This window comes from Marinobacter sp. NFXS9, assembly GCF_040148665.1.
Taxonomy (GTDB): domain Bacteria; phylum Pseudomonadota; class Gammaproteobacteria; order Pseudomonadales; family Oleiphilaceae; genus Marinobacter_A; species Marinobacter_A mangrovi.
The window spans coordinates 70,235-92,724 of record NZ_JAGDDW010000001.1 but is presented as its reverse complement, the minus strand read 5'-3'; the positions used below and the strand labels follow the sequence as shown (position 1 = coordinate 92,724).

The window sequence follows — 22,490 nt, the reverse complement described above, 5'->3', positions numbered from 1 at the left end:
CGCCGAAACTGGCATTTCCTCTCCTTTGCGGTTAGTTTTCAGTGAGGACCGGTGTCGATAGCAAGCTATGGGCACCGGCCTCGAGACCGCATCCCCTCATCGACGTGAAAGGCAGGAATGGCATCGTGCTTCGCATGACCTCGGTTATGCTGTCCTGGTTCGGTCGGTTTTCGACCGCGGCCCTGGCACTGGCTTCCTCATTTTGCATCCAGCCCCTCCGGGCAGACGATGCCATTAGCCAACTCCAGTATGTCAGCGAGGATTTTCCACCCTACAACTTCCGGGACTCGTCCAGCCCGGACGGCCGCGAGATCGCCCGGGGCATCTTCATTGATGTCCTCGAAGCGCTGGATAAACCACTGGGCCTGAATTTCGATCCTGCCAATGTCCGCTTCTTTCCCTGGGCCCGAGCCTATGCCGACGCCCTGAACGGCACTCGTCAGGTGCTGTTCGCGACGGCACGCGTCCCATCCCGGGAAAAGCGGTTCAAGTGGGCGGGTCCGGTCATGCCCATCCAGATCGGATTGATTGCCCGCAGGGACGACGCGACGCCGGTCGACCCCACCTCCGCCATTGTCGGCGTCATTCGCAACGACATTGGCGAGGAACTCGCCCTGAAATCCGGCTTCTCCCGCGATCATCTCTATCGACAGAGCAACGGCAACAGCCTGGCCCTGATGCTGGCAGCAGGCCGCATTGACCTCTGGGCCTACAACGAGGCGGCGGCCCTCTGGTACATCAATCGGAACGATCTGAACACCGCCCGTTACGGCATGGTCAGGGAACTCCTGAAAACCCAGGCTTATTTCGCTTTCAGCCCGGATGTTCCGGATCACGTGGTGAAGGCGTTTCAGGAGGGCATTGACGCGTTGAAGCAAACGGTGGAGAAAAACGGCCGGACGAGGATGGAAAACATTATCCAGCGTTATTATCAGTAGTTTTCAGCAAGCCTGAAAGAAGAAAGATCGCGGCAATCCGCCGCGATCTTTCCGGCACCGCCTCAGTGCCCGTAGACCCGCAGGGACGTGTTGTTGATGGACAGATTGTCCAGGGCAATCGAGCCTATCGATGTACCCCCCACCAACACCCCGCCGATGGTGACATCGGAGCGGAATTCCTGGAGGTCAATCGCCAGTGCGCTTTGACCATCGGCCCGGGTACCGTGGTAGACATCCATCTCGACGTCGGCGAACAGATCCAGCGGCTGCGGCGCAACAGGGTCGTATTCGTCGCCGGTCAGACGCAGGTCCCTGACCCCCAGCGCCAGGAACGGCGCATCGAAGTCCATGTCATCGATGGCAATGTCCGTCTTGAAATTCAGGATATCGGTTGCCGTATCTACCCGAATGGTGGCTGAGCCGATCAGCGCATCCATATGGAAGTTGTCCAGGATGGTCGTACTGTCGGTGGCGCCACGCAGCTCCCACTGCCCTGTACTCATACGGAAGTCCACTGCACCGAATGTATTCGGCAGGATGTTGACCACCGCATCGCCGTCGCCCAGAACATCGATGTTGATCCTGATGTTATCCAGCAGATCGCTGGCTGGCTGACTGGTCAGGTTGGAACCGATTTCGGAAAACAGGTTGGTGCGGTTGGTACCGCCGATTTCAATATCGCTGATGGCCAGGGTTCCCTCATCGGTGTAACGGAACTCGTCGATATTGACCTTGGTTTCCAGCTCGATGGACACACCGGACTGGCCGGTCACATTACCCATTTCACTCTCGTCGAGCGCTTGAATCTCCGCGAAGCTGGTCACTGGCGCAAAAGCCAGGCACAGCGCTAACGGACTCAGTTTCAGGCCTTGCATTTTTATAGTCCCTTATTGCTTTTATTGGAGTTATGAAGCGATACAGCCTGTGGCCCTCAGGCGACTCACAGATTCCCTCCATGATCCCACTTTAGCGACACGTCTTTTTACTCGACGTGCAAGCCGTCACAATTCCAGCGTGACCGTCGCAAAAAGTGATCAAAAAACGCCCACGACGGACACTACATGTTGTGGCAGGGCTTCTGACCGCACCGACGCGCCGGATTCCCGTTCATCGCGATTTTGCAAGACCGCCAAGATTGAAAATTACCGACCATTCTTCAGCTATCGATAGTTTCCGCTTCCTTCACAGACCACAATATCCTGTTATACTTTTCGAAAATTGACCGATATATTGGGTTTATTTCATACAACCCAACCAACGACGACGGTTGATGCAGTGTATCCATCCACGGCCGGCAAGCCGCGACAATAGGCGGTAGCAGGCCGTTTTCGGTGTTTCAGCGTAACGCTCGCTTAAACACCAGATGTAGTGTTTCTTATTGAGTCGGGCCACAGGGTGCCTGGCATTGGGGTCGGGCTTGCAGGAGCCTGAATCTAGGAATCATCGGAGCTTTGAGGGCGGCAATGAACGCGAAAGTACAGGAACTCATGACAACCATTCCCATGCAGGATGCCTCGCTGGATATCTGGAACAGCAAATACCAGCTGAAAACCAAGAGCGGTGAGCCTGTTGACCAGACCATCGAGGACACCTACTCGCGCGTTGCCCGTGCCCTCGCCCAGGTGGAAACCAGCAAGGCGAAGCGTGAGAAGTACTTCAAGGAATTCGTCTGGGCCCTGCAGAACGGCGCCATCCCGGCTGGCCGGATCACGTCCAACGCCGGCGCTGAAGCGCACAAGCCAGCGACGTCGACCATCAACTGCACCGTCTCCGGCAGCATCAATGACTCCATGAACGATATTCTGGAGAAGAACCACGAAGCCGGCCTGACCCTCAAGGCCGGTTGCGGTATCGGCTACGAATTCTCCACGCTCCGCCCGAAAGGTGCCTACGTCGCCGGCGCCGGCGCTACTACATCCGGTCCGCTGTCCTTTATGGATATCTTCGATCGCATGTGCTTCACCGTGTCCTCCGCCGGTGGCCGTCGCGGCGCCCAGATGGCCACGTTCGACGTGCATCATCCGGATGTGATCGATTTCATCCAGGCCAAGCGTGAGGACGGTCGTCTGCGTCAGTTCAACCTGTCGCTGCTGATCACCGAGGATTTCATTGAAGCGGTGAAGAACGGTGAGGACTGGCATCTGTCTTTCCCGGTCACCGAACAGGAAGCCGAATCCGAAGGACTGGACCTGACCGACGCGGCCAGCTTCGTCTACCGCGACTTCCCGATCCAGGAAGGCTACGTCTGCAACGACGAAGGCAAGGTCGCCTGCCGCATCTACAAGACCGTGAAAGCCCAGTTCATCTGGGACAGCATCATGACGTCCACCTACGACTACGCCGAGCCGGGATTCATCCTGATCGACAAGGTCAACCAGATGAACAACAACTGGTTCTGCGAGGACATCCGCGCGACCAACCCCTGCGGCGAGCAACCCCTGCCGCCTTATGGCAGCTGCCTGCTGGGCTCGGTCAACCTGACCAAGTTCGTGGACTACCCGTTCACCGAGAAGGCCAGCTTCAACTACGAGAAGTACCGCCAGGTTGTGGGCGTATTCACCCGCATGCTGGACAACGTGGTGGAAATCAACGGCCTGCCGCTGGAAGAGCAGCGCCACGAGATCCGCTACAAGCGCCGCCACGGCATGGGCATCCTGGGCCTGGGCTCCACGCTGGCGATGCTGCGCATGCCGTATGGTTCTGAGGAATCCGTTGCCTTTACCGAAAACGTCGTGCGCGAGATGGCCGTCGAGGGCTGGCGCCAGTCCCTGTCCCTGGCCGAGGAAAAGGGCCCGGCCCCGATCATGAACGACGAATTCGAAGTCACCGGCAAGATGCTGGCCAAGTGCCCGCAGCTGCGGGAAGACGGCATCAAGGAAGGCGACAAGGTGCCTGGCCGTATCCTGCATGCCAAGTACAGTCGCTACATGCAGCGTATTGGCGAGGTCGAGCCGGAGCTGATTGCCAAGCTGGCCGAGAAAGGCGGTCGCTTCACGCACCACACCTCCATCGCGCCGACCGGAACCATCAGCCTGTCGCTGGCCAACAACGCCAGTAACGGCATCGAGCCGAGCTTCTCGCATCATTACGCGCGGAACGTGATCCGCGAAGGCCGCAAGACCAAAGAGAAAGTAGACGTCTTCTCTTACGAATTGCTGGCCTATCGCCATCTGGTCAACGCGAAGGCCATGCCTTTCTCTGACGAAGCCGAGGCGAAGCTGCCGGACTACTTCACCACCTCCGACGATGTAACACCGACGCAGCACGTGGATATCCAGGGTGCCGCCCAAAAGTGGGTTGACTCGTCCATCTCCAAGACGGCGAACGTTCCGACCGATTTCCCGTATCCGGACTTCAAGGACATCTACATGTACGCCTACGAGAAAGGACTCAAGGGTTGCACCACGTTCCGCTTCAACCCGGAGGCCTTCCAGGGCGTCCTGGTCAAACAGAAGGACCTGGAGAATACGCTGTATGAATTTACCCTGGACGACGGTTCCAAGGTGAGCCTCAAGGGCCATGAAGAGATTGAGTACGACGGCGAGATCCACACCGCCGCGAACCTCTTCGACGCCCTGAAAGAAGGCACCTACGGCAAGTACTGAACCGTCACCACAGCACACAGGACATAGAAAGATGACCGTCAAGATCGACAAGAAAATCGTTGGCTACCGGGTCACCAAAGCTGACGACGCGCCCAAAACCGACGTGCCGGAGAACAAGGAACCGGCACCGATCAAGATGAACGAAAACATCGAACGGCCGGATTTCCTGCTGGGAACCACCTACAAGATCAAGCCGCCGATCGCCGAGCATGCGATGTACATCACCATCAATGACATCCTGCTCAACGAAGGCACGGATCATGAGAGCCGTCAGCCCTATGAAGTGTTCATCAACTCCAAGTCGATGGAGCATTTCCAGTGGGTCATCGCCCTCACCCGCGTTATCTCCGCGGTCTTCCGTAAGGGGGGCGACGTGACGTTCCTGGTCGAAGAACTGCGTTCGGTGTATGACCCGAACGGTGGCTACTTCAAGAAAGGCGGCGTGTTCATGCCGTCACTGGTCGCCGAGATCGGTGCCGTCATTGAGCGTCACATGAAGGCCATCGGCCTGATTGAAAACGAAGAGATGGGCGAAGTTGCCAAGCGCGTCCTGGCCGAAAAGCGGGCCGAGTTCGAGTCTCGCCAGACCGAGTCCACGAATGACGAGGCCAGCAACGACTACCCGGCCAACGCCACGCTGTGCGGCAAGTGCAACACCAAGGCCGTGATCGTGATGGATGGCTGCGCCACCTGCCTGTCCTGCGGCGACAGCAAATGCGGCTGATCTGACCAGATCAGGCTCATGAAACGAAAAAGCCACCCGATCGGGTGGCTTTTTTGTGAGTGCCGGATTGATCCGGCCGGCCAGTCGAGCGCCTAACCGAAGTGAAACTCCTCACGCAGGGCGACCGGAAAGACACGCGGCTCCACTTCCAGGGCGACGCCAAAACGGTTCATCACATCGTCACGGATCCTGGCAGCGAGCGACAGCAATTCGGCGCCCCGTCCGTTACCATGATGGACCAGCACGAGCGCCTGATGGTTATGCACGCCCACGTGGGATTCCCGATACCCCTTCCAGCCGCATGTGTCGATCAGCCAGCCAGCCGCCAGCTTGGCGCTGTCCGCACCCACATAAGCCACCAGTTCCGGGAACCGCGCCTTCAGTGATTCATACTGGCTCAGCGGCACCACCGGGTTCTTGAAGAAACTGCCGGCATTGGGCAGAAAATCCGGGTCCGGCAGCTTCCGGCAACGTACCTTGATGACGGCGCGCGCCACATCGTCGGCGGTCAGCTCGGCGACTTCCTCATCGGCAAAATAGTCCTGGAGATCGCGATAACCCAGGTTGAGAGGCGCGGTCCGGGACAGCCGGAGGCGAATGCGCAGGATGACGTAGCGCTCAGGATGACGCTTGAAGACGCTGTCCCGGTAGTCAAATTCACAGGCCTCAGCCGACAAACGGCGCACCTCGCCCGCATCGCGGTCCCAGACTTCCACGTCGAGCAACGTTGCCGACAGCTCTACGCCATAGGCACCAATGTTCTGGATGGGCGCCGCTCCCACGGTGCCGGGGATCAGCGCCAGGTTTTCCAGTCCACGATAACCCGCCCTGACGGTATACATCACCGTTTCGTGCCAGTTTTCGCCGGCGCCCACCTCGAGTTCTGCGGTGTCACCGTTGGCATCGCTCCAGCAACGGCCGGTGATACCGACACGAATGACCAGCCCATCGAAGTCGCCGGCCAGGATGACGTTGCTACCGCCGCCGAGAACCAATACCGACAAACCTCGTTGATCCGCCCAGTCCAGCGCCGCCCGCAGGGAATCAACGTCCGTTACCCGGACAAACCAGGCCGCGCGAGCCGGAAGCCGCAGCGTGTTGAGTCCCTGCAGCGATACATCGGCAGTCGGCTCGACCCCCCGGGCGTTCAAAGCCGGTGCTCCCGGATATGCTCCAGCAGACCGTCGCAAGCCGATTCAATCAGGTCCAGGACCTGCTCGAAGCGATCACCGTCGCCATAATAGGGATCCGGCACCTCGTCCACCGGACTGTCCGACGCGTAGGTCAGGAACAACTCCGGCTGTGTCCGGCCATCCGGATTCAGCTCGGACGATCGCGCCAGATTGTCCCGGTCCATCACCAGCACGTAGTCAAAGGCATCCATGTCGCCGGGCCGGATAAGCCGGGCCCGCAACGGAGACAGATCATAACCTCGACGGGCACCCGCCTCGGTGGCCCGCGGGTCCGGCGGATCGCCAATGTGCCAGCCGCCGGTACCACAGGAATCGACGACAATGCGATCGCCCAGCCCCGCTTCCTCGATCCGCTTCAGGAAAATGGCATGGGCCGTCGGTGACCGACAGATATTACCCATGCACACAAACAGCACACGAACCGGCTCAGGCATCCTGCTCAACCTCCAGCAGGCCGTCAGCAAATACCTTGCGCATGCGCTCCAGATCTTCCGGCGTATCGACACCGCCGGCCGGCCGCTCACTGGCAATATCCACGTGGATACGCGCGCCGTTTTCAAGGGCCCGCAACTGCTCCAGGGACTCCGCCTGTTCCAGCGGCGAGGCCGGCCAGCTGACGAAATCGTGCAGCAGCTTCACCCGATAGCCATAGATGCCGATGTGCCGCAGGTATTGAATGCCCTCGGGCACCCCTTCACCCGCGACTGAAGACAGATGTTGCCAGGCCTCACGGGCCCAGGGAATGGGCGCCCGGCTGAAATAGAGTGCAAAACGGTCATGCCCACGGACGACCTTCACCACGTTCGGGTTCAGTACCTGCTCGGTTCTCTCAATGGGTTCGCACAAGGTGGCTATGGAGGCATCGGGATGGCTGTCCAGGTTGGCGGCTACCTGATTGATCAGGGCCGGCGGGATCAGGGGTTCGTCGCCCTGGACGTTGACCACGCGCTCTTCGGGCCCAAGCCCCAGTTTACGCGCCACCTCTTCGAGGCGGTCGGTTCCGGAAGCGTGATCGGCGGCGGTCATCGCTACCTCCGCGCCGAACGTTTCAGCAGCGGAAGCGATTCGTTCGTCGTCCGTCGCCACGATGACGCGAGCCGCCCCGCTTTCGCAAGCGCGGTTATAGACGTGTTCGATCATGGTCTGCCCGCCGATTTCCAGGAGCGGCTTGCCCGGCAGACGGGTGGATGCATAGCGTGCGGGAATCACTACGGTGAATGACATGGTCGTACCTGACTCTTCGCTGTATCCGGAATGGCATGCCGGGCGCCCGGCCCGACGGAAATTCAGACGACGATCAGCGCTTGTCCAGCCGCTCGTCGGTTGTCAGGGTGCGCGCCTCGCTGGCCAACATAACGGGTATGCCTTCGCGCACCGGAAACGCCATACCGTCGGGACGGCAGATTAATTCGTCCCGGGCCTCGTTGAGCGCCAGCTCACCCTTGCAAACGGGGCATGCCAGCATGGCAATCAGCTTCTTGTCCATGGCTTTATCTCTCAAGGTTTCAGACTGGCTTCCTGGTGAGTTCAGCCAGCCGCCTGTCCAGCATAGTCCAGAATGTCTCTGGCAGACTGGCACGAATCTCCAATGCCCAGCAATTATCGTCCACCAGGGATCGGCATTTCACCGCATCCTTGGCCGTCATGATCAGGGGGCAACCGACCGGGCGCTCCAGATCACCCTGCCGGATCTCGTGATGATCAGGCAAGGCCCGGCCCGACACGTCGGCACCCAGTCGCCGCAGCGCGCGGAAGAACCGCTCGGGATTGCCGATGCCGGCGATGGCGGTGACAGTGCGCCCGGAAAGCCAGGCAGCCGGCTGCCGCTCTCCGGAAGCGACATTGACCAACCCGACGGGCTCCAGTTGCATGACCGCTGAGTGCGGATGCTCGATGTTCGCAACACCCTGACCGTTGAAGATCACGGCGTCGACATCGCTCACTCGAGCAACTTCCTCGCGCAAAGGCCCCACCGGAATCGGGGCCCCGTTACCAAGCCCACGCTCTCCGTCAAAGACCGCAAGCTCGATATCCCGGCCCAGGGCGTAATGCTGAAGGCCATCGTCACACACGAGCACATCGGCCAGACCCTCATCGTACGCCCACACGGCGCCCCTGGCACGCACCGGATCGACAATTACGGGCACCTGCCCCTGATCGGCCAGCATGCGGGGTTCATCGCCGCAGGCTGAAGCCGGGGTATCGGATTGAACCAGCAAGGGATGACGATCCGCCTTGCCACCGTAGCCGCGACTGACGATAGCCGGGCACCAGCCGTTTGCCTTGAGATGCTCGACGATGGCCAGGGTTAATGGGGACTTACCGGTGCCACCGGCTGTGATGTTGCCCACCACGATGACGGGCACCGGCGGCCGTGTGGCCGTGCGCCGGCCACGCCGATAGGCTTCGCGACGCCGGCGTGTGATCCACCGGAACAGCCACGCCAACGGCCACAATGGCCATAATGGCCGGCCGGAACCGTACCAGAGGCGATCCACCATTCCGATTAACCCGCTTCGCTGAAGTTGGTCTGGTGCAACTGGGCGTAGATACCGCCCTGCCCCAACAACTCCTCGTGGCGGCCAGCTTCGACGATCTGGCCGCCGTCCATCACGAGGATGCGATCAGCCTTCTCGATGGTCGACAGGCGGTGGGCGATCACCAGCGTGGTACGGCCTTTCATGACCAGATCCAACGCTTCCTGGATGTGCCGCTCGGACTCGGTATCCAGCGCCGAGGTAGCCTCATCCAGGATCAGGATGGGTGCGTCCTTGAGCAGCGCCCGGGCAATGGCCAAGCGCTGCCGCTGGCCACCCGAGAGCATCACCCCGTTGTCGCCAATCAGGGTGTCCATGCCTTCCGGCATTCGGTCGATGAACTCAAGAGCATGCGCCTTGGCGGCCGCCTCGCGAATATCCTCGCGGGAATAGTCACGCAACGCACCGTAAGCGATATTGGCGGCGATCGTGTCGTTAAAGAGCACAACGTTCTGGGTCACCAGCGCTATCTGCCGACGCAGCGCAGCCAGGGTGTATTCCGGCAAGGCCACGCCATCGATCTGCACTTCGCCGTCGGTGTAGTCGTAGAAGCGGGGTAACAGGCTGACCAGCGTCGACTTGCCACTACCGGAGCGTCCCACCAGCGCCACGCTCTGACCCTGAGGAATGTCCAGATCAATACCCTTCAGAACATCATCCAGTTGATCACGGTAATGGAAACGCACCTGCTTGAAGCTGATGTCGCCCTTTACTCGCTCCGGAGCAAACGTACCGGAATCTTCTTCCGGTGTTTCATCAATAGTTTCAAAGACATCGTGGGCCGCCGCAACCCCTTTCTGGATCTTGGCATGGACCGACGTCACTTGGCGGATAGGCTTGGCCATGGTGGTCGCTGCAGTGATAAACGCCACCAGCTGTCCGGTGGTCATGCCGCCCCGGATTTCCGGTGCCAGCATCACCCAGACCAGCGCCGCGATGGAAAAGGCCACCAGAATCTGGATCACCGGCACGCTGATCGCCTGGGTGGACGCCATTTTCAGGCTCTGATTCAGGTTGCGCCCGCTGACCGAATGAAAACGATCACGCTCATATTCCTCGCCACCGAAGATGCGCACCACCCGATAGCCACTGATCGTTTCCGACGAGACATGGGTGATGTCGCCCATGGAACCCTGGATGCGGCGACTGAGCTTGCGGAAACGCTTGCTGGCGTAGCTCACCACAAAACCGATCACCGGCCCGAGGGCCACGAAAATCAGGGTGAGCTTCCAGTTGGTGTAGAGCATGAAGCCCATCAGACCGACGATCGTGAGCCCTTCGCGCAGGGTGATGGTCACTGCGTTGGTAGTGGCATCGGCCACCTGCTCCACGTTGAAGGTCAGCTTGGAAACCAGATGACCGCTAGAGTGATCGTCGTAGAAGCGTGATGGCAGGCGCAAGAGCCGGTCAAACACCTGGTTACGCAGGGCGTTGACCACGTGGCGTCCGACATAGTTGATGAAATACTGGCCGAGGAACGTACCCAGCCCCCGCAGGGCAAACACGCCGACAATCATGCCGGTGAGCATCAACCGGTTCTCGTCGGTGGGGTTTTCGATCGCCTTGATGACGTATTCCATCGCGGCCGCCATGCCCGTGGACGCACCGGCATAGATGACGTTGCCCAGCACGGCCAACAGGAAAGCCGCCCAGAAGGGTTTAACGTAAGACAGCAGACGCTTGTAGGTCTGCCAGTTGGTTGCGGACTCCGCACTCATAATTCCGTTCCGGTCGATAGTCGGTCGGTTACTGCGTCGGCCCCGGGCCAGCCGGGGCCGCAGCGGTCAGTCACCCTCAGACTCGCTCTGGGTGGTGATGCTGAGCTTGACGAAACCCAGCCGGCCGGCAACATCCATCGCCCGAACCACATATTCGTGCGGTGTCTGCGCATCCGCGGTAATGATGAACGGCAACTGGGTGTCACCACCGGACACATCCTGCACGGCTTTCTGCAGCGTCTTCCGCTGATTATTGACCAACGGCCGGTCGTTTACCGCATACTGACCTTCCGCGGTAATCACCACGTCGACCTGCTTTGCCTGGGCTTCGGACACTTCGCCGTTGGCTTCCGGCAGATCCACCTTCAGATGGCTTTCCCGGGTGAACGTGGTCGATACCATGAAGAAAATCAACAGCAGGAAAACCACATCGATCAGTGGGGTCAGATCGACACCGACTTCCTGACTTCTCTGGCGCTTGAACTTCACGGCGCTCAAGCTCCCTCTACGTCGATTTCACGGTCGCCGTGAACCACTTCGACGAGCTTGATGGCTTCCTGCTCCATGTTGACGACGAGCTCGTCCACACGGCGGATGAAATAGCGGTGACAGATCAGCGCGGGGATCGCGACGCTCAGGCCGGCAGCCGTGGTCATAAGAGCCTCGGAGATACCGCCCGCCAGATTACCGGCATCGCCGACACCGGCCAGCTGGATTTCGGCAAAGACCTTGATCATGCCGATCACGGTACCTAACAGCCCAAGCAGCGGCGTGATGGTGGCCACTGTTCCCAGCGGATTCAGGAAGCGCTCGAGCTCATGGATGACCTGACTGGCCTCCTGCTCAATGCTTTCCTTCATGATTTCGCGGCCATGCTTGGCGTTCATCAGGCCACCGGCCAACACCCGTCCCAACGGCGAGGACGTTTGCAGAGCCTTGATCTTGCGGGCGTTCAGTTCCTTCTTTTTGATCCAGCGCCACAGCTCATTGATGGTGCTTTCCGGTGCCACTCGCGAGACGCGCAGTGACCAGAAACGTTCGAGAATGATAGCCAGGGCGAGAATCGAACACGCAATGATCGGCACCATGATGATGCCACCCGCCTTTAGAAGCTCTAACACGCTTTGTCTCCCTGATAATGAACAGCCGCGCGCTACTTTAGCACAGCCGGCCCTGCTCGCCACACCCTGCAACCGGCCCCAGGACATTGATCCGGCGGCGGTTCGATCCAGAATGGCGCATCGGCCCGCTCGACATGGACGCTCGGAGCGTCATTTTCCAGACGTATACGGATCGCACCAGACGTCGCCGTATTGACAGTCCGGGCACCGCCGGCCCGATAACGTTGCCGAATTTCCGGAGCAGGATGACCGTAGGGATGCCGATAGCCGGCCGAGAATACAACCAACTCCGGCGCCAATTGCTGAACCCATTCCAGGCTGGACGACGTCTTGCTGCCGTGGTGCGGAGCCACCACGATTCGATCGCGCCCGGGCCTCGGGGGATGGCCCTGCAACCAGTCCTGTTCCTGCTCGGCGGTGATGTCTCCGGGGAGGATGATCGAATAGCCGTCCCGTGTAATCCGCACTACACAGGATGCCGCATTGCCGGACACTTCGCCGCCATCCTGCCAGACATCAATGCGAGACCGTCCCACCCGGCCGCCTTTCAGGCAGCCCTCAAAGGTACCAGCCGCACCCGGCCCCGCCCGCTTTTCCACCCGGGCCGGCTCGCCGCTGGATCGTCGATCCACCCGGATGTGACCGAACAGGTCATCCAGACCGCTGGCGTGATCAGCATCCCCGTGACTGACCATCAGCCAATTCAAATCACGGATTCCGGCATGCCGAAATCCGGGCAGCAGTGCATCCTTAACCGCGGTAAAGCCGGCCGGTGACCCCGGCCCGGTGTCATACTGCAGAACCTGATTGCCATCGCGATACGTCACCGCCAAACCCTGACCAACATCCCAGACCCAGAGTTCCGGCACTGCGACGGATTCGTTCGCCTCGATGCCCGATTCGGTGAGCGCCATCACCTGACCAGCCAGCAATCCCGACATTGCGACCAGGAGCCACCCCCGCGTGCCCCACCGCATCGGAAATAGCATGACCAGCACCAGGCTACCCACCAACCCAGCCGTCGCCGCCGGCAACACCACCCCCTCTGGAGACTGATTCGCCACATAGCTCAGACCGGACATGAAACCGCCCAACCCCATGTCCAACACCCGGCCGATCAAAGGCTGGCAAAACGGGACAATCAACCCCAGGGGCACCAGCAAAAACAGACCCGGCAACAACAGGAACGACATCAAGGGAATCGCGACCAGATTGACCAGCCAGCCACTGACGGAGAGCGGCAAACCCAGCACCATCAGGATCGGCAGAAGCCCGGCCATGACACCCAACTGGGCCACCAACAATGTGGCGATTCGCCCCGGCGGCCTGATACGCGAGGCAAACATGACAATCAGCCCGGCGACTGCGCCGAATGACAACCAAAACCCGCCATCCAGCGGTGCAAAGGGGTCCATCAACAGAACCAGGGCCATCGCAACCAGCCACGCGGTCCAGTAGCCGGACTGACGGCCGCGCAGGTAAACCAGCCCCGTGACCGCCACCATCACCAGCGCCCTTTGCGTCGGCACGGTAAAGCCGGCAAGCAAGGCGTATGTCGCACAGGCACAGAGACTGGCGCCGAATACCAGGCGACGCCGCCCGCGCGCACTCGGCTCACCGGGCCATCGTTTCAGCAAGCCGGCAACCAGACTGCCGACAAACAACCCCACCAGACCAATGTGCAGGCCGGAAATGGCAATCAGGTGGGACGTGCCGGTTTTACGGAACACCGACCAGTCCTCCGCATCCAGCAGACGCCGCTCCCCCAGCAGCAGAGCTTCGATCAGCGGATAGCTTTCCAGCCCGCCGTAGGCGTCGCCCAAGCCGCCCGCCACCCGCTCACGCCAGACATGATAGTGACAATTGATACCACAGGACACCGACTGTTCTGACCAATCCCGGACGCTGCCTGTTGCATCGAAACCATGCCGAAACAGCCAGGTCTCATAGCGGAATCCCGCCGGATTGACTGAGCCGTGAGGCACTTTGAGGCGTACTTTGAGTTGAAGCTGGCGCGGCAAGACAAGCGATGGCTCGGCGCCATACAGGGCCAGACGCAAACGCTTGGCTGCAATGGGATGATCCGGCGTTGCTTCCGGCCAGTGGGTAACACAGAACTCAAAACGAAGACTGTGGTAGGCGCCAGGCGATACCAGGCTGCAACGGTATCCTTCGACAAGATGCGTGCCCGATTCGAGGGCATGAGGCAAGCGGGTGGCGAGACGTTCACTGGACATCCAGCCGGCCCAGATCAATCCTGTAGACAGCCCGATCACCATAAACGCCACAGGCCGGAGGGCGATCGATCGAAATCGGGCGAGCAGGCAACCCATGATCAGGGCAATTACGGGTAAGGGCCACGGTGGTATTTCGCCGACACAATACAGTAAGATGACGCCGCCCGCGAACGCAGCGATCCCTGCTCGCACAGTCTAACTCCCGGGCAATCCTTGCCCCTTTATCCATAATTACGGCACAGTCGGCATTCAACGCCTTGACGCCGAACAGGACGGACAACCAAGCGGAACGCTATGCCCAAAAGGTTCATCAAGCGTCACATGCCGACACCAGAGAAAATCAGGGAAATGAAGGCCCTGCATTTCCTCGGCGACGTCCTGCATGAACCCAACCTCTGGCATATCAACCGTCATGCGGTGTGTCGGGCGTTCCTTATTGGCGTTTTCTTCTGCTTTATACCGATGCCGTTCCAGATGGTCGCCGCCGGCTTTTTTGCGATCTGGTTCAATGCCAATCTGCCCGTTTCCGTCGCCCTGGTCTGGATCAGCAATCCGCTGACCATGCCGCCGATTTTCTACTTCAACTACAAGGTCGGCGCCTGGCTGTTGGGCCGACCAGTGCTGGATTTCGAATTTCACCTGTCCTGGCATTGGCTCAGCGAACAGCTGATCGATATCGGTGTGCCACTCTACTTCGGTTCTGTGGTCGTCGGTGTGATCGGCGCCTGCATCAGCTACCTGGTGATCCAGTTTCTCTGGCGCCGCAAGGTCCGCAGTGACTGGCGCAAGCGGCGGGTCCTGCGCCACCATTCTGCATAGCTGATACGACGGGCAGAGCGGCGACATCCGCCGCCCTCTTCAAGCCAATCAGCGATCCTCGAAGAGCTGGCCTTCCTCCAGATGCATCACCCGTCCCAGACGGCGCGCCATACCCATATCGTGAGTCACCACCACAAAGGCGGTACCCAACTCGTCGCGCAACGATTCGATCAGTCCCTGCACCTCGCGCCCGGTGTGCTCATCCAGGTTGCCGGTCGGCTCGTCCATCAACACACACTCGGGCTCGTTGACCAGGGCGCGGGCGATCGCCACCCGCTGGCGCTCACCGCCGGACAATTCACCCGGCTTGTGGTTCAGGCGCTTGCCCAGGCGGACCTTGTCCAGAATCAGGCGCGACTTTTCCCTGGCCTCCGCCATCGACAGGCCGCCCAGAGCGCCGGGCATCATCACGTTTTCCAGTGCCGTGAATTCCGGCAGGAGATGATGGAACTGATAGACGAAACCCAGCTGCCGGTTGCGGAAGCGGGCACGTCCCTTTTCGTTCAGGCCGTGAATGTCCACGCCACAGATCTCGATGTGACCACTGGACGGCTTATCCAGGCCGCCGAGCAAATTAAGCAACGTCGTCTTGCCGGCCCCACTGCTGCCCACGATGGCCACGGTTTCTCCAGCGCCAACGGCCAGGGAGATATCGGAGAAAATCGTCAGTTCGGTCGGTCCCTGCTTGTAAGTGCGAGCCAGGGAGCGACAATCGATGGTCAGCGGACGATCTTCCGTACGTTGAATGTTTTCAGCTGCTTCACTCATACCGCAAGGCCTCCGCCGGATCGACACGGGACGCACGCCATGCCGGATAGATTGTTGCCAGCAGAGCCATGGCCAGGCCGGCACCACTGATGATAAACACGTCTTCCCACTGCAGTTCCGACGGCAGGTAGCTGATGAAATACACGTCCGGGCTGAGGAACTGGTGTCCGGTGACGTGTTCCAGCCAGGAAATCACGGCACTGACATTTTCTGCCCCGAGAATCCCCAGCAGCGTTCCTACCAGCACACCAATCACTCCGATGATGGCACCCTGCACGATGAAGATCCGCATGATCCGCCCGGGGGTTGCGCCCATGGTGCGCAGGATGGCGATGTCGGCCGTCTTGTCGGTGACCACCATAACCAGCGTGGACACCACGTTGAACGCCGCCACTGCGACGATGAACATCAGCAGCAGGCCAATCATGGTTTTTTCCATACGAATGGCCTGGAACAGGTTGCCGTGGGTGCGGGTCCAGTCGGACACGTAATAACGGCCACCCAGCCCGCGGGCCACCCGCTCCGCCACGCTCGGCGCCTTGAACAGATCCTTCACCAACAGCCGGACACCCTGCGCCTTGCCGTTGGTCCGCATCAGCTTGGCGGCATCGTCCATATGGATCAGCGTGTAGTTGGCGTCCAGCTCGGCGCCCACCTTGAAGATGCCCTTGACGGTAAAGCGCTTGAGCCGCGGCAATACCCCGGCCGGCGTTATCGAAGCCTCCGGCATCACCACCGTGACCTTGTCGCCCACCTGCACCCGCAGACTGGCCGCCAGCAGTCGCCCGATAATGATCCCGAACTCGCCGGACTTGAGATCGTCCAGCGAGCCCTGAACCATATGCTTGTCGATAATGGAAACTTCCCGCTCCTGATCCGGCAGGATGCCATTGAGCAGGATGCCGTGGACGTTACCCCGACCGGTCATCATGCCCTGCCCCTGAATGTAAGGCGCAGCGGCAATCACTTCCGGATCCCGAGTGGCTTGGCGATCAATGCGCTGCCAGTCGTCTATCGTGCTCTGCCCCTGAATGGTGGCATGGGGCACCATGCCCAGAATGCGCGTCTGCAGTTCCCGGTCGAACCCGTTCATGACGGACAGCACAATAATAAGCAGTGCCACACCCAGCATCAGGCCGAGCATCGACATCAACGAAATGAACGAAATAAAGTGGTTGCGTCGCTTGGCGGCGGTGTACCGCATGCCAATCGAGAAAGATAAGGGTTTGAACATGTAGAGGGCCTACCGCTTCCCTGAAGTCAGTGTCGCCGGCTGCCACACAAGGCCCGCCGAGCTGTTAAACTTGAATGGTACCGGGCAATCACCCGCACCTTTTCCTTTCATGGTGTCGCAGGCGGTGATGCCGGAACGCCGGATACCGGCGAAAACCCAGAACAACACCAACCAGGACAAGGCGCTCAGCGAGGCTATCTATGGTTCCACCTCTTGACGAGGACCGGCGTGACTATTTCAGGATCCACGATCATGTCGGTCTCGAGATAAAGCGCCTGAATTCCGGGACCGACGGGGACCCGGGCCATCCTTTCGGCGACGACGTGCTTGAACCCCTGCACGACGAACTGCGTCGTATCGACCTGGATATCCGCAATCAGCTCGCCGGACTGGCCGAAAAGGACCGCCTGTTGGCCAACCTGATGAAATCGTTTAATTCCAAGGTCGACACGTTGGCGCGCATTATGGCCTTTGAGCAAAATCCGTTGCAACCGGAGCGCTGGTCCGAGGTAACCCTCAGCGAAGGGGGCGTCGCGTTTCCCAGTGACGATCCTCACTTTACCGTGGGCGACCGCCTTGCAATCCGTCTCACCCTGCCACCGGAACTCTTCATGCCGCGGGGCGAGGGAACGATCGTCTCCTTCAGTGAAGACGACAACGGGCGCCGCTGGGTGCATGCCGAATTCACCGCGCTGGACGACGCCGACCGCCAGCAGATAGCCCGCCACGTCATGCGCTGGCAGATCCGCCAGCGCCAGCGCGATCAGGCGTAACGTCACCACGAGTCGTCACGCGTTCCGCGTAGCCACCAAAAAGTTTCTCTGGACCATAACCTGTAGTACTGTTGGACTGATAATAAATTTACGTAATTCAGGGAACTGCCGGCCATATCCGGACTGTCAATGAGGAACGACACGCCCCTTCGCCGTGGTCACAATGCCCCTCAAGACAGACCCGACACCCATCAGTTCCCGGGCGTCCTGCGCGTGATGAGGGACGGCCTTTCATGCAGTAACCATAAGGTAATCCGACCCATGAACACCGTTACTTCCCGCACCCCATGGCGCAAGCTGGCAAGCCGCACCCTGCTCGGCCTGGCGGCAGGCAGCCTGCTGATGACCGCATCCCTGACCGCCGGCGCCGAACAACTCAAGACGCCTGTCATGCAGCAGGGCTCCGATCGCAGCACCGCAAGCATGCCGCAGCACGGCCAATTGCAGGATCAGGTGCGCCAACGCTACGGGCAGCCCCAGTCCGTCAAGGGGCCGGTGGGTGATCCTCCCATCACTCAATGGGTTTATGACGACTTCATCGTCTATTTCGAATACAACCATGTCATCCATTCCGTCAGAAAGCCGGAGTCAAACTGAGGCCTTCTGTCAGTAGTATCCGAATCCGGATACGGTGCGCTGGCGTAAAGGTTCTTAGCCGTTAGAATAGCGACTTTTCAGGTGGCCCGACGCCGGGCTTCGCCCCGACCGGACAGAGTGAGTTGAATCTTGAGTATGTCCCGCCGCATGCCCGCCGAATGGGCACCCCAAAGTGCTGTCATGCTGACCTGGCCTCACGCCGGTACCGACTGGCAGGATCGACTGGATGTGGTTGAGCCGGTCTTCGAAGCCATCGCCAGAGCGGTGCTGCGCTTCGAACACCTGGTGCTGAGCTGCGAAGACCGCCCGACACTCGATCGCCTCACGGCGTCATTGGACGACTGGGCTCGCAGACAATCGCTGCCCGGCCGAGTGCTTAGCAGCGCCGCACCGGCCAACGACACCTGGGCCCGTGATCACGGGCCGATTGCGGTCACCAACGGCGACCTCAAGCTGCTGGACTTCCGCTTCAACGCCTGGGGCGACAAATTCGCCTGGGACAAGGACGACGCGCTCAACCGTGCGCTGTGCGAAGCCGGCCTGTTTGGTCAAACGCCGCTGGAACCGGTGGACTTCGTCCTGGAGGGCGGCTCGATTGAATCCGACGGCGAGGGCACCCTGCTCACGACCAGCGAATGCCTGCTGTCGACCAGCCGCAACCCGGACTACGACCGCAGCCAGATCGAGGGCCGGTTGCGCGACACCCTCGGCGCCGAACGGGTTCTGTGGCTGAATCACGGCTACCTCGCCGGCGACGATACCGACAGCCACATCGACACGCTGGCCCGCTTCGTGGCAGTCGACCACATCGCTTACGTGCGCTGTGACGACAAGCAGGATGAACACTACGCTGCACTCACCGCGATGGAAGACGAACTCAAGCAGTTCCGCACGGCGGATGGCACCCCCTACACGCTGACCGCCCTGCCCTGGCCGCAGGCCTGTTATGGCGATGAAGGCGAGCGGTTGCCGGCCACCTACGCCAACTTCCTGATTATCAACGGCGCCGTGCTGCTGCCGGTCTATGGCGTGCCGCAGGACGAAGAGGCCATCCGTGTGATGCAGGGCCTGTTTCCGGATCGGGAAATCATCGCCATCGACTGCCAGCCCCTGATCCATCAGCATGGCAGTCTGCACTGCGTCACCATGCAACTGCCCGAAGGAATCGTCAGACCATGAGTGCACAACGCCCATTAAAGGTCGCCGCCATCCAGCAGACCTGCAGCCCGGACAAAAACGTGAGCTTGGCCACTTCGGAAAAGCAGATACGCAAGGCTGCCGCTGATGGTGCTCGGTTGATAGTCCTGCAGGAACTGCACGCCACGCTCTATTTCTGCCAGAACGAGGACACAGATACCTTCAACCTGGCCGAACCCATCCCGGGCCCCACATCAGAGAGGCTGGCCGGGCTGGCCAAAGAGCTGGGTATCGTGCTGGTGGGCTCGATTTTCGAGCGGCGCATGAATGGCGTCTACCACAACACGGCCGTGGTCTTCGACACGGACGGCAGTCTGGCCGGCCTTTACCGCAAGATGCACATTCCCGACGACCCGGGATTTCACGAGAAGTTCTACTTCACGCCCGGCGATGCGACTTTCAACAGCGGCCAGAGCGGCTTTACCCCGATCCAGACGTCCGTGGGCAAACTGGGCGTTCTCGTCTGCTGGGACCAGTGGTACCCGGAGGCAGCGCGACTGATGGCCCTGGCCGGCGCCGAAATCCTGATCTATCCCACCGCCATCGGCTGGGATGTGACCGATGAACCGGCCGAGCAACAGCGACAGCTGGACGCCTGGGTAACCGTGCAACGCGGCCATGCTGTCGCCAATAACCTGCCGGTGATCGCACCCAACCGTGTCGGAACCGAGCCTCATCCCGAAGGCATCGGCGATGGCATCCGTTTCTGGGGCAACAGCTTTATTTGCGGGCCGCAGGGTGAATTCCTCGCCCGGGCCAACGACACCGACGAAAGCATCCTGCACGCCACCATCGACCGCGACCGCAGCGAATCCATTCGCCGGATCTGGCCTTACCTGCGCGATCGCCGCATCGATGCCTACGGCGAGATCTTGCAACGCGTGCGGGACTGAGGCGGTCATGAAGAAACTGATCGACGCCGCGGTTGAGCAGCTCAACGGCATCCTGCTGGGCAAGGATCATCAGGTTCGCCTGTCGGTGTGCTGCCTGCTTGCCCGCGGGCATCTGCTGATCGAGGACATTCCCGGCATGGGCAAGACGACCCTGTCCCATGCCATGGCCCGGGCGATGGACCTCAGCTACACCCGCATCCAGTTCACCAACGATCTGCTGCCGGCAGACGTGCTGGGCTTTTCCATGTACGACAAAGAGGCCGGCAGCCTCGTCTTCCATCCAGGGCCGATCTTTACGCAGGTGGTTCTTGCCGATGAGATCAACCGGGCATCACCGCGCACCCAGAGCGCCCTGCTGGAAGCCATGGAAGAACGCCAGGTCTCCATCGAGGGCGAGACGCGGCCACTGCCCGAACCGTTCTTCGTCATCGCGACCCAGAACCCTCTGGAACAGGGCGGCACGTTTCCGCTGCCGGAATCTCAGCTGGACCGCTTCCTGATGCGTCTCGAACTGGGCTATCCCGACCCCCGGGCCGAACGTGCACTGCTGGAAGGGTCGGATCGCCGGCTACTGACCGGGCAGCTTCAGCCCATTATTGGCCACGACGACCTACAGGTGCTGCAACAGGCGGTGGACCGGGTCAAAACCAGCGGCCCGCTGCTGGATTATGTCCAGCGCATCCTGCAACAGAGCCGGCAGATGCCGGGCGTACTCTATGGCCTGTCGCCGCGCGCTGGCCTGGGCCTGATTCGCGCGGCCCGGGCCTGGGCACTAATGGACGGACGTCACCACGTACTCCCGGACGACGTCCAGGCCGTCTTCCCCGCCGTGGCTCGCCACCGGCTGGAACAGGGCGACCCGGCGCAGAGCCGCCAGCGGGTGCGGCAACTGCTGGAGCAGGTGCCGGTTCTCGCTTGACGGCTTGAAATCCACACCGAGGACGTCATATCAATCAAATCAGTGACGGCATCATCATAGCCCGGTGCAATAATCCGGATTGGGGTAATCAATTCTGGCGAGCCTGGCTTTCATGCTATTCTCGCCCCCATTTACTGAACGGGACCCGGCGGACGTCGCAGGAAGAGCGCTTCGCAACCGGGCCCGAGAGACATGTTTCAAGAGAGAAGGCATCATGAGCGACGTTAAGCACTCCCGACTGATCATCCTGGGCTCGGGCCCGGCAGGCTACACCGCCGCGGTCTATGCCGCTCGCGCCAACCTGAATCCGACCCTGATCACCGGTATTGAAGTGGGTGGCCAGCTCACCACCACCACAGACGTGGACAACTGGCCGGGCGATAACGACGGGGTCCAGGGTCCGGAGCTAATGCAGCGGATGCTGAAACACGCTGAGCGCTTCGAAACCAGTGTGGTGTACGACACCATCAACGAAGCCGACCTGAACCAACGTCCTTTCCGTCTCAAGGGCGACAGTGGCGAATACACCTGCGACGCCCTGATCATTGCGACGGGTGCCTCCGCAATGTACCTGGGCCTGGACTCCGAAGAGAAGTTCAAGGGACAGGGCGTCTCGGCCTGCGCCACCTGTGACGGTTTCTTCTATCGCAAGCAGAAAGTGGCCGTCATCGGCGGTGGCAACACCGCGGTCGAGGAAGCGCTTTACCTCTCCAATATCGCCGACGAAGTCACCCTGGTCCATCGTCGTGACAAACTGCGCGCCGAAAAAATCCTGCAGGACAAGCTGTTCGAGAAAGAGAAGAACGGCAACGTTCGCATTGTCTGGGATCACACCCTGGATGAAGTTCTGGGCGATGCCACCGGCGTGACCGGCATGCGGATCCGGAACACCAAGACCGGCGACACCCAAGATATGGAACTGGCGGGCGTGTTTATCGCCATCGGCCACAAGCCCAACACCGACCTGTTCCAGGGCCAGCTGGACATGGAAAACGGTTATCTCCGCATCCGCTCCGGCCTGGAAGGCATGGCCACGCAGACGAGCGTACCAGGCGTGTTTGCCGCAGGTGATGTGGCGGATCACGTCTACCGCCAGGCGGTCACCTCCGCCGGCTTCGGCTGCATGGCAGCACTCGACGCCGAGCGTTTCCTGGATCAACTGGGCGACTGATCCCGATGGGTAATGGGGCGTACCGACCAGGTGTGCCCCGCTCTTT

General features: G+C 60.5%; 22 protein-coding genes. 10 read left to right on the top strand and 12 right to left on the bottom strand.

The features are described from left to right. Positions 1-125: 125 nt before the first annotated feature. Positions 126-938 carry a substrate-binding periplasmic protein gene (locus J3364_RS00425; protein ID WP_502882454.1) on the top strand — a complete coding sequence of 271 codons (813 nt, stop codon included), beginning with the start codon at positions 126-128 and terminating at the stop codon, positions 936-938. Positions 939-1,000: 62 nt separating this feature from the next. Here J3364_RS00425 and J3364_RS00420 read toward each other — a convergent pair whose 3' ends face one another. Further along, a complete protein-coding gene (locus J3364_RS00420) occupies positions 1,001-1,813 on the bottom strand; it encodes a DUF6160 family protein (RefSeq protein WP_349555807.1) in 813 nt (270 codons plus the stop codon). A 588-nt stretch (positions 1,814-2,401) separates the two neighbouring features. On the opposite strand from J3364_RS00420, the gene J3364_RS00415 reads away from it, so the two are divergent. Both J3364_RS00415 and J3364_RS00410 read left to right on the top strand, forming a co-directional pair. Continuing rightward, a complete protein-coding gene (locus J3364_RS00415) occupies positions 2,402-4,543 on the top strand; it encodes an adenosylcobalamin-dependent ribonucleoside-diphosphate reductase (RefSeq protein WP_203140787.1) in 2,142 nt (713 codons plus the stop codon). Between the two features lie 31 nt (positions 4,544-4,574). Then, positions 4,575-5,267: a TSCPD domain-containing protein gene (locus tag J3364_RS00410; protein ID WP_123633474.1), complete on the top strand. Its 693-nt coding sequence runs from the start codon at positions 4,575-4,577 to the stop codon at positions 5,265-5,267. Positions 5,268-5,359: 92 nt separating this feature from the next. Here the strand turns inward: J3364_RS00410 and murB are convergent, their stop codons facing one another. The 9 genes from murB to J3364_RS00365 form a co-directional block, all read right to left on the bottom strand. Then, positions 5,360-6,418, bottom strand: a complete 1,059-nt coding sequence (gene murB / locus J3364_RS00405) for a UDP-N-acetylmuramate dehydrogenase (protein WP_349555804.1) — start codon at positions 6,416-6,418, stop codon at positions 5,360-5,362. Beyond that, positions 6,415-6,894, bottom strand: coding sequence for a low molecular weight protein-tyrosine-phosphatase (locus J3364_RS00400; RefSeq protein ID WP_349555802.1), 480 nt, complete (start codon positions 6,892-6,894; stop codon positions 6,415-6,417). The genes murB and J3364_RS00400 overlap by 4 nt, the downstream gene beginning before the upstream one ends. Beyond that, positions 6,887-7,684, bottom strand: coding sequence for a 3-deoxy-manno-octulosonate cytidylyltransferase (gene kdsB, locus J3364_RS00395; RefSeq protein WP_349555800.1), 798 nt, complete (start codon positions 7,682-7,684; stop codon positions 6,887-6,889). The genes J3364_RS00400 and kdsB overlap by 8 nt, the downstream gene beginning before the upstream one ends. A 73-nt stretch (positions 7,685-7,757) precedes the next feature. After that, positions 7,758-7,946, bottom strand: coding sequence for a Trm112 family protein (locus J3364_RS00390; protein WP_123633478.1), 189 nt, complete (start codon positions 7,944-7,946; stop codon positions 7,758-7,760). 19 nt (positions 7,947-7,965) lie between these two features. Next, positions 7,966-8,961, bottom strand: coding sequence for a tetraacyldisaccharide 4'-kinase (gene lpxK, locus J3364_RS00385; protein WP_349555798.1), 996 nt, complete (start codon positions 8,959-8,961; stop codon positions 7,966-7,968). Between the two features lie 5 nt (positions 8,962-8,966). Beyond that, complete coding sequence (gene msbA, locus J3364_RS00380; protein WP_349555796.1) at positions 8,967-10,715, bottom strand: lipid A export permease/ATP-binding protein MsbA; 1,749 nt, start codon at positions 10,713-10,715, stop codon at positions 8,967-8,969. A 66-nt stretch (positions 10,716-10,781) separates the two neighbouring features. Beyond that, positions 10,782-11,204, bottom strand: a complete 423-nt coding sequence (locus J3364_RS00375) for an ExbD/TolR family protein (RefSeq protein ID WP_123633481.1) — start codon at positions 11,202-11,204, stop codon at positions 10,782-10,784. 5 nt (positions 11,205-11,209) lie between these two features. After that, on the bottom strand, positions 11,210-11,836 hold the full coding sequence (gene pocA / locus J3364_RS00370) for a flagellar polar localization protein PocA (RefSeq protein WP_123633482.1): 627 nt from the start codon (positions 11,834-11,836) through the stop codon (positions 11,210-11,212). Between the two features lie 32 nt (positions 11,837-11,868). After that, positions 11,869-14,265, bottom strand: a complete 2,397-nt coding sequence (locus J3364_RS00365; protein ID WP_349555793.1) for a DNA internalization-related competence protein ComEC/Rec2 — start codon at positions 14,263-14,265, stop codon at positions 11,869-11,871. Between the two features lie 102 nt (positions 14,266-14,367). On the opposite strand from J3364_RS00365, the gene J3364_RS00360 reads away from it, so the two are divergent. After that, complete coding sequence (locus J3364_RS00360) at positions 14,368-14,892, top strand: DUF2062 domain-containing protein (RefSeq protein ID WP_123633484.1); 525 nt, start codon at positions 14,368-14,370, stop codon at positions 14,890-14,892. A 48-nt stretch (positions 14,893-14,940) separates the two neighbouring features. Here J3364_RS00360 and J3364_RS00355 read toward each other — a convergent pair whose 3' ends face one another. Continuing rightward, the gene (locus tag J3364_RS00355) at positions 14,941-15,660 is read right to left on the bottom strand and encodes an ABC transporter ATP-binding protein (protein ID WP_349555791.1); all 720 of its coding nucleotides are present in this window, start codon (positions 15,658-15,660) and stop codon (positions 14,941-14,943) included. Next, on the bottom strand, positions 15,653-16,894 hold the full coding sequence (locus J3364_RS00350; RefSeq protein WP_203140783.1) for a lipoprotein-releasing ABC transporter permease subunit: 1,242 nt from the start codon (positions 16,892-16,894) through the stop codon (positions 15,653-15,655). Before J3364_RS00350 ends, J3364_RS00355 begins: the two co-directional genes overlap by 8 nt. 200 nt (positions 16,895-17,094) lie before the next feature. Here J3364_RS00350 and J3364_RS00345 point away from each other — a divergent pair, with 200 nt between their 5' ends. From J3364_RS00345 to trxB, 6 genes are all read left to right on the top strand, one after another. Continuing rightward, positions 17,095-17,667, top strand: coding sequence for a PilZ domain-containing protein (locus tag J3364_RS00345; protein ID WP_349555790.1), 573 nt, complete (start codon positions 17,095-17,097; stop codon positions 17,665-17,667). Positions 17,668-17,928: 261 nt separating this feature from the next. Continuing rightward, entirely contained in the window at positions 17,929-18,264 is a 336-nt protein-coding gene (locus tag J3364_RS00340; RefSeq protein WP_349555788.1) for a hypothetical protein, read from the top strand. A gap of 180 nt (positions 18,265-18,444) precedes the next feature. Then, the gene (locus J3364_RS00335; RefSeq protein ID WP_349555786.1) at positions 18,445-19,443 is read left to right on the top strand and encodes an agmatine deiminase family protein; all 999 of its coding nucleotides are present in this window, start codon (positions 18,445-18,447) and stop codon (positions 19,441-19,443) included. Beyond that, positions 19,440-20,354, top strand: coding sequence for a carbon-nitrogen hydrolase (locus tag J3364_RS00330; protein ID WP_349555784.1), 915 nt, complete (start codon positions 19,440-19,442; stop codon positions 20,352-20,354). Before J3364_RS00335 ends, J3364_RS00330 begins: the two co-directional genes overlap by 4 nt. Before the next feature lie 7 nt (positions 20,355-20,361). Next, positions 20,362-21,273, top strand: a complete 912-nt coding sequence (locus J3364_RS00325) for an AAA family ATPase (protein ID WP_349555782.1) — start codon at positions 20,362-20,364, stop codon at positions 21,271-21,273. Between the two features lie 214 nt (positions 21,274-21,487). Continuing rightward, complete coding sequence (gene trxB, locus J3364_RS00320; protein ID WP_349555781.1) at positions 21,488-22,444, top strand: thioredoxin-disulfide reductase; 957 nt, start codon at positions 21,488-21,490, stop codon at positions 22,442-22,444. Positions 22,445-22,490 lie beyond the last annotated feature (46 nt).

Bases quoted from the DNA above. Each gene is read 5' to 3' on its own strand.
- J3364_RS00330 (WP_349555784.1), top strand. From the start codon at position 19,440: ATGAGTGCACAACGCCCATTAAAGGTCGCCGCCATCCAGCAGACCTGC.
- J3364_RS00340 (WP_349555788.1), top strand. From the start codon at position 17,929: ATGAACACCGTTACTTCCCGCACCCCATGGCGCAAGCTGGCAAGCCGC.
- J3364_RS00390 (WP_123633478.1), bottom strand. From the start codon at position 7,946: ATGGACAAGAAGCTGATTGCCATGCTGGCATGCCCCGTTTGCAAGGGT.
- lpxK (WP_349555798.1), bottom strand. From the start codon at position 8,961: ATGGTGGATCGCCTCTGGTACGGTTCCGGCCGGCCATTATGGCCATTG.
- J3364_RS00355 (WP_349555791.1), bottom strand. From the start codon at position 15,660: ATGAGTGAAGCAGCTGAAAACATTCAACGTACGGAAGATCGTCCGCTG.
- trxB (WP_349555781.1), top strand. From the start codon at position 21,488: ATGAGCGACGTTAAGCACTCCCGACTGATCATCCTGGGCTCGGGCCCG.
- J3364_RS00400 (WP_349555802.1), bottom strand. From the start codon at position 6,894: ATGCCTGAGCCGGTTCGTGTGCTGTTTGTGTGCATGGGTAATATCTGT.
- J3364_RS00350 (WP_203140783.1), bottom strand. From the start codon at position 16,894: ATGTTCAAACCCTTATCTTTCTCGATTGGCATGCGGTACACCGCCGCC.
- J3364_RS00335 (WP_349555786.1), top strand. From the start codon at position 18,445: ATGCTGACCTGGCCTCACGCCGGTACCGACTGGCAGGATCGACTGGAT.
- J3364_RS00360 (WP_123633484.1), top strand. From the start codon at position 14,368: ATGCCCAAAAGGTTCATCAAGCGTCACATGCCGACACCAGAGAAAATC.
- J3364_RS00345 (WP_349555790.1), top strand. From the start codon at position 17,095: ATGGTTCCACCTCTTGACGAGGACCGGCGTGACTATTTCAGGATCCAC.
- J3364_RS00420 (WP_349555807.1), bottom strand. From the start codon at position 1,813: ATGCAAGGCCTGAAACTGAGTCCGTTAGCGCTGTGCCTGGCTTTTGCG.
- J3364_RS00325 (WP_349555782.1), top strand. From the start codon at position 20,362: ATGAAGAAACTGATCGACGCCGCGGTTGAGCAGCTCAACGGCATCCTG.
- kdsB (WP_349555800.1), bottom strand. From the start codon at position 7,684: ATGTCATTCACCGTAGTGATTCCCGCACGCTATGCATCCACCCGTCTG.
- J3364_RS00415 (WP_203140787.1), top strand. From the start codon at position 2,402: ATGAACGCGAAAGTACAGGAACTCATGACAACCATTCCCATGCAGGAT.
- J3364_RS00410 (WP_123633474.1), top strand. From the start codon at position 4,575: ATGACCGTCAAGATCGACAAGAAAATCGTTGGCTACCGGGTCACCAAA.
- msbA (WP_349555796.1), bottom strand. From the start codon at position 10,715: ATGAGTGCGGAGTCCGCAACCAACTGGCAGACCTACAAGCGTCTGCTG.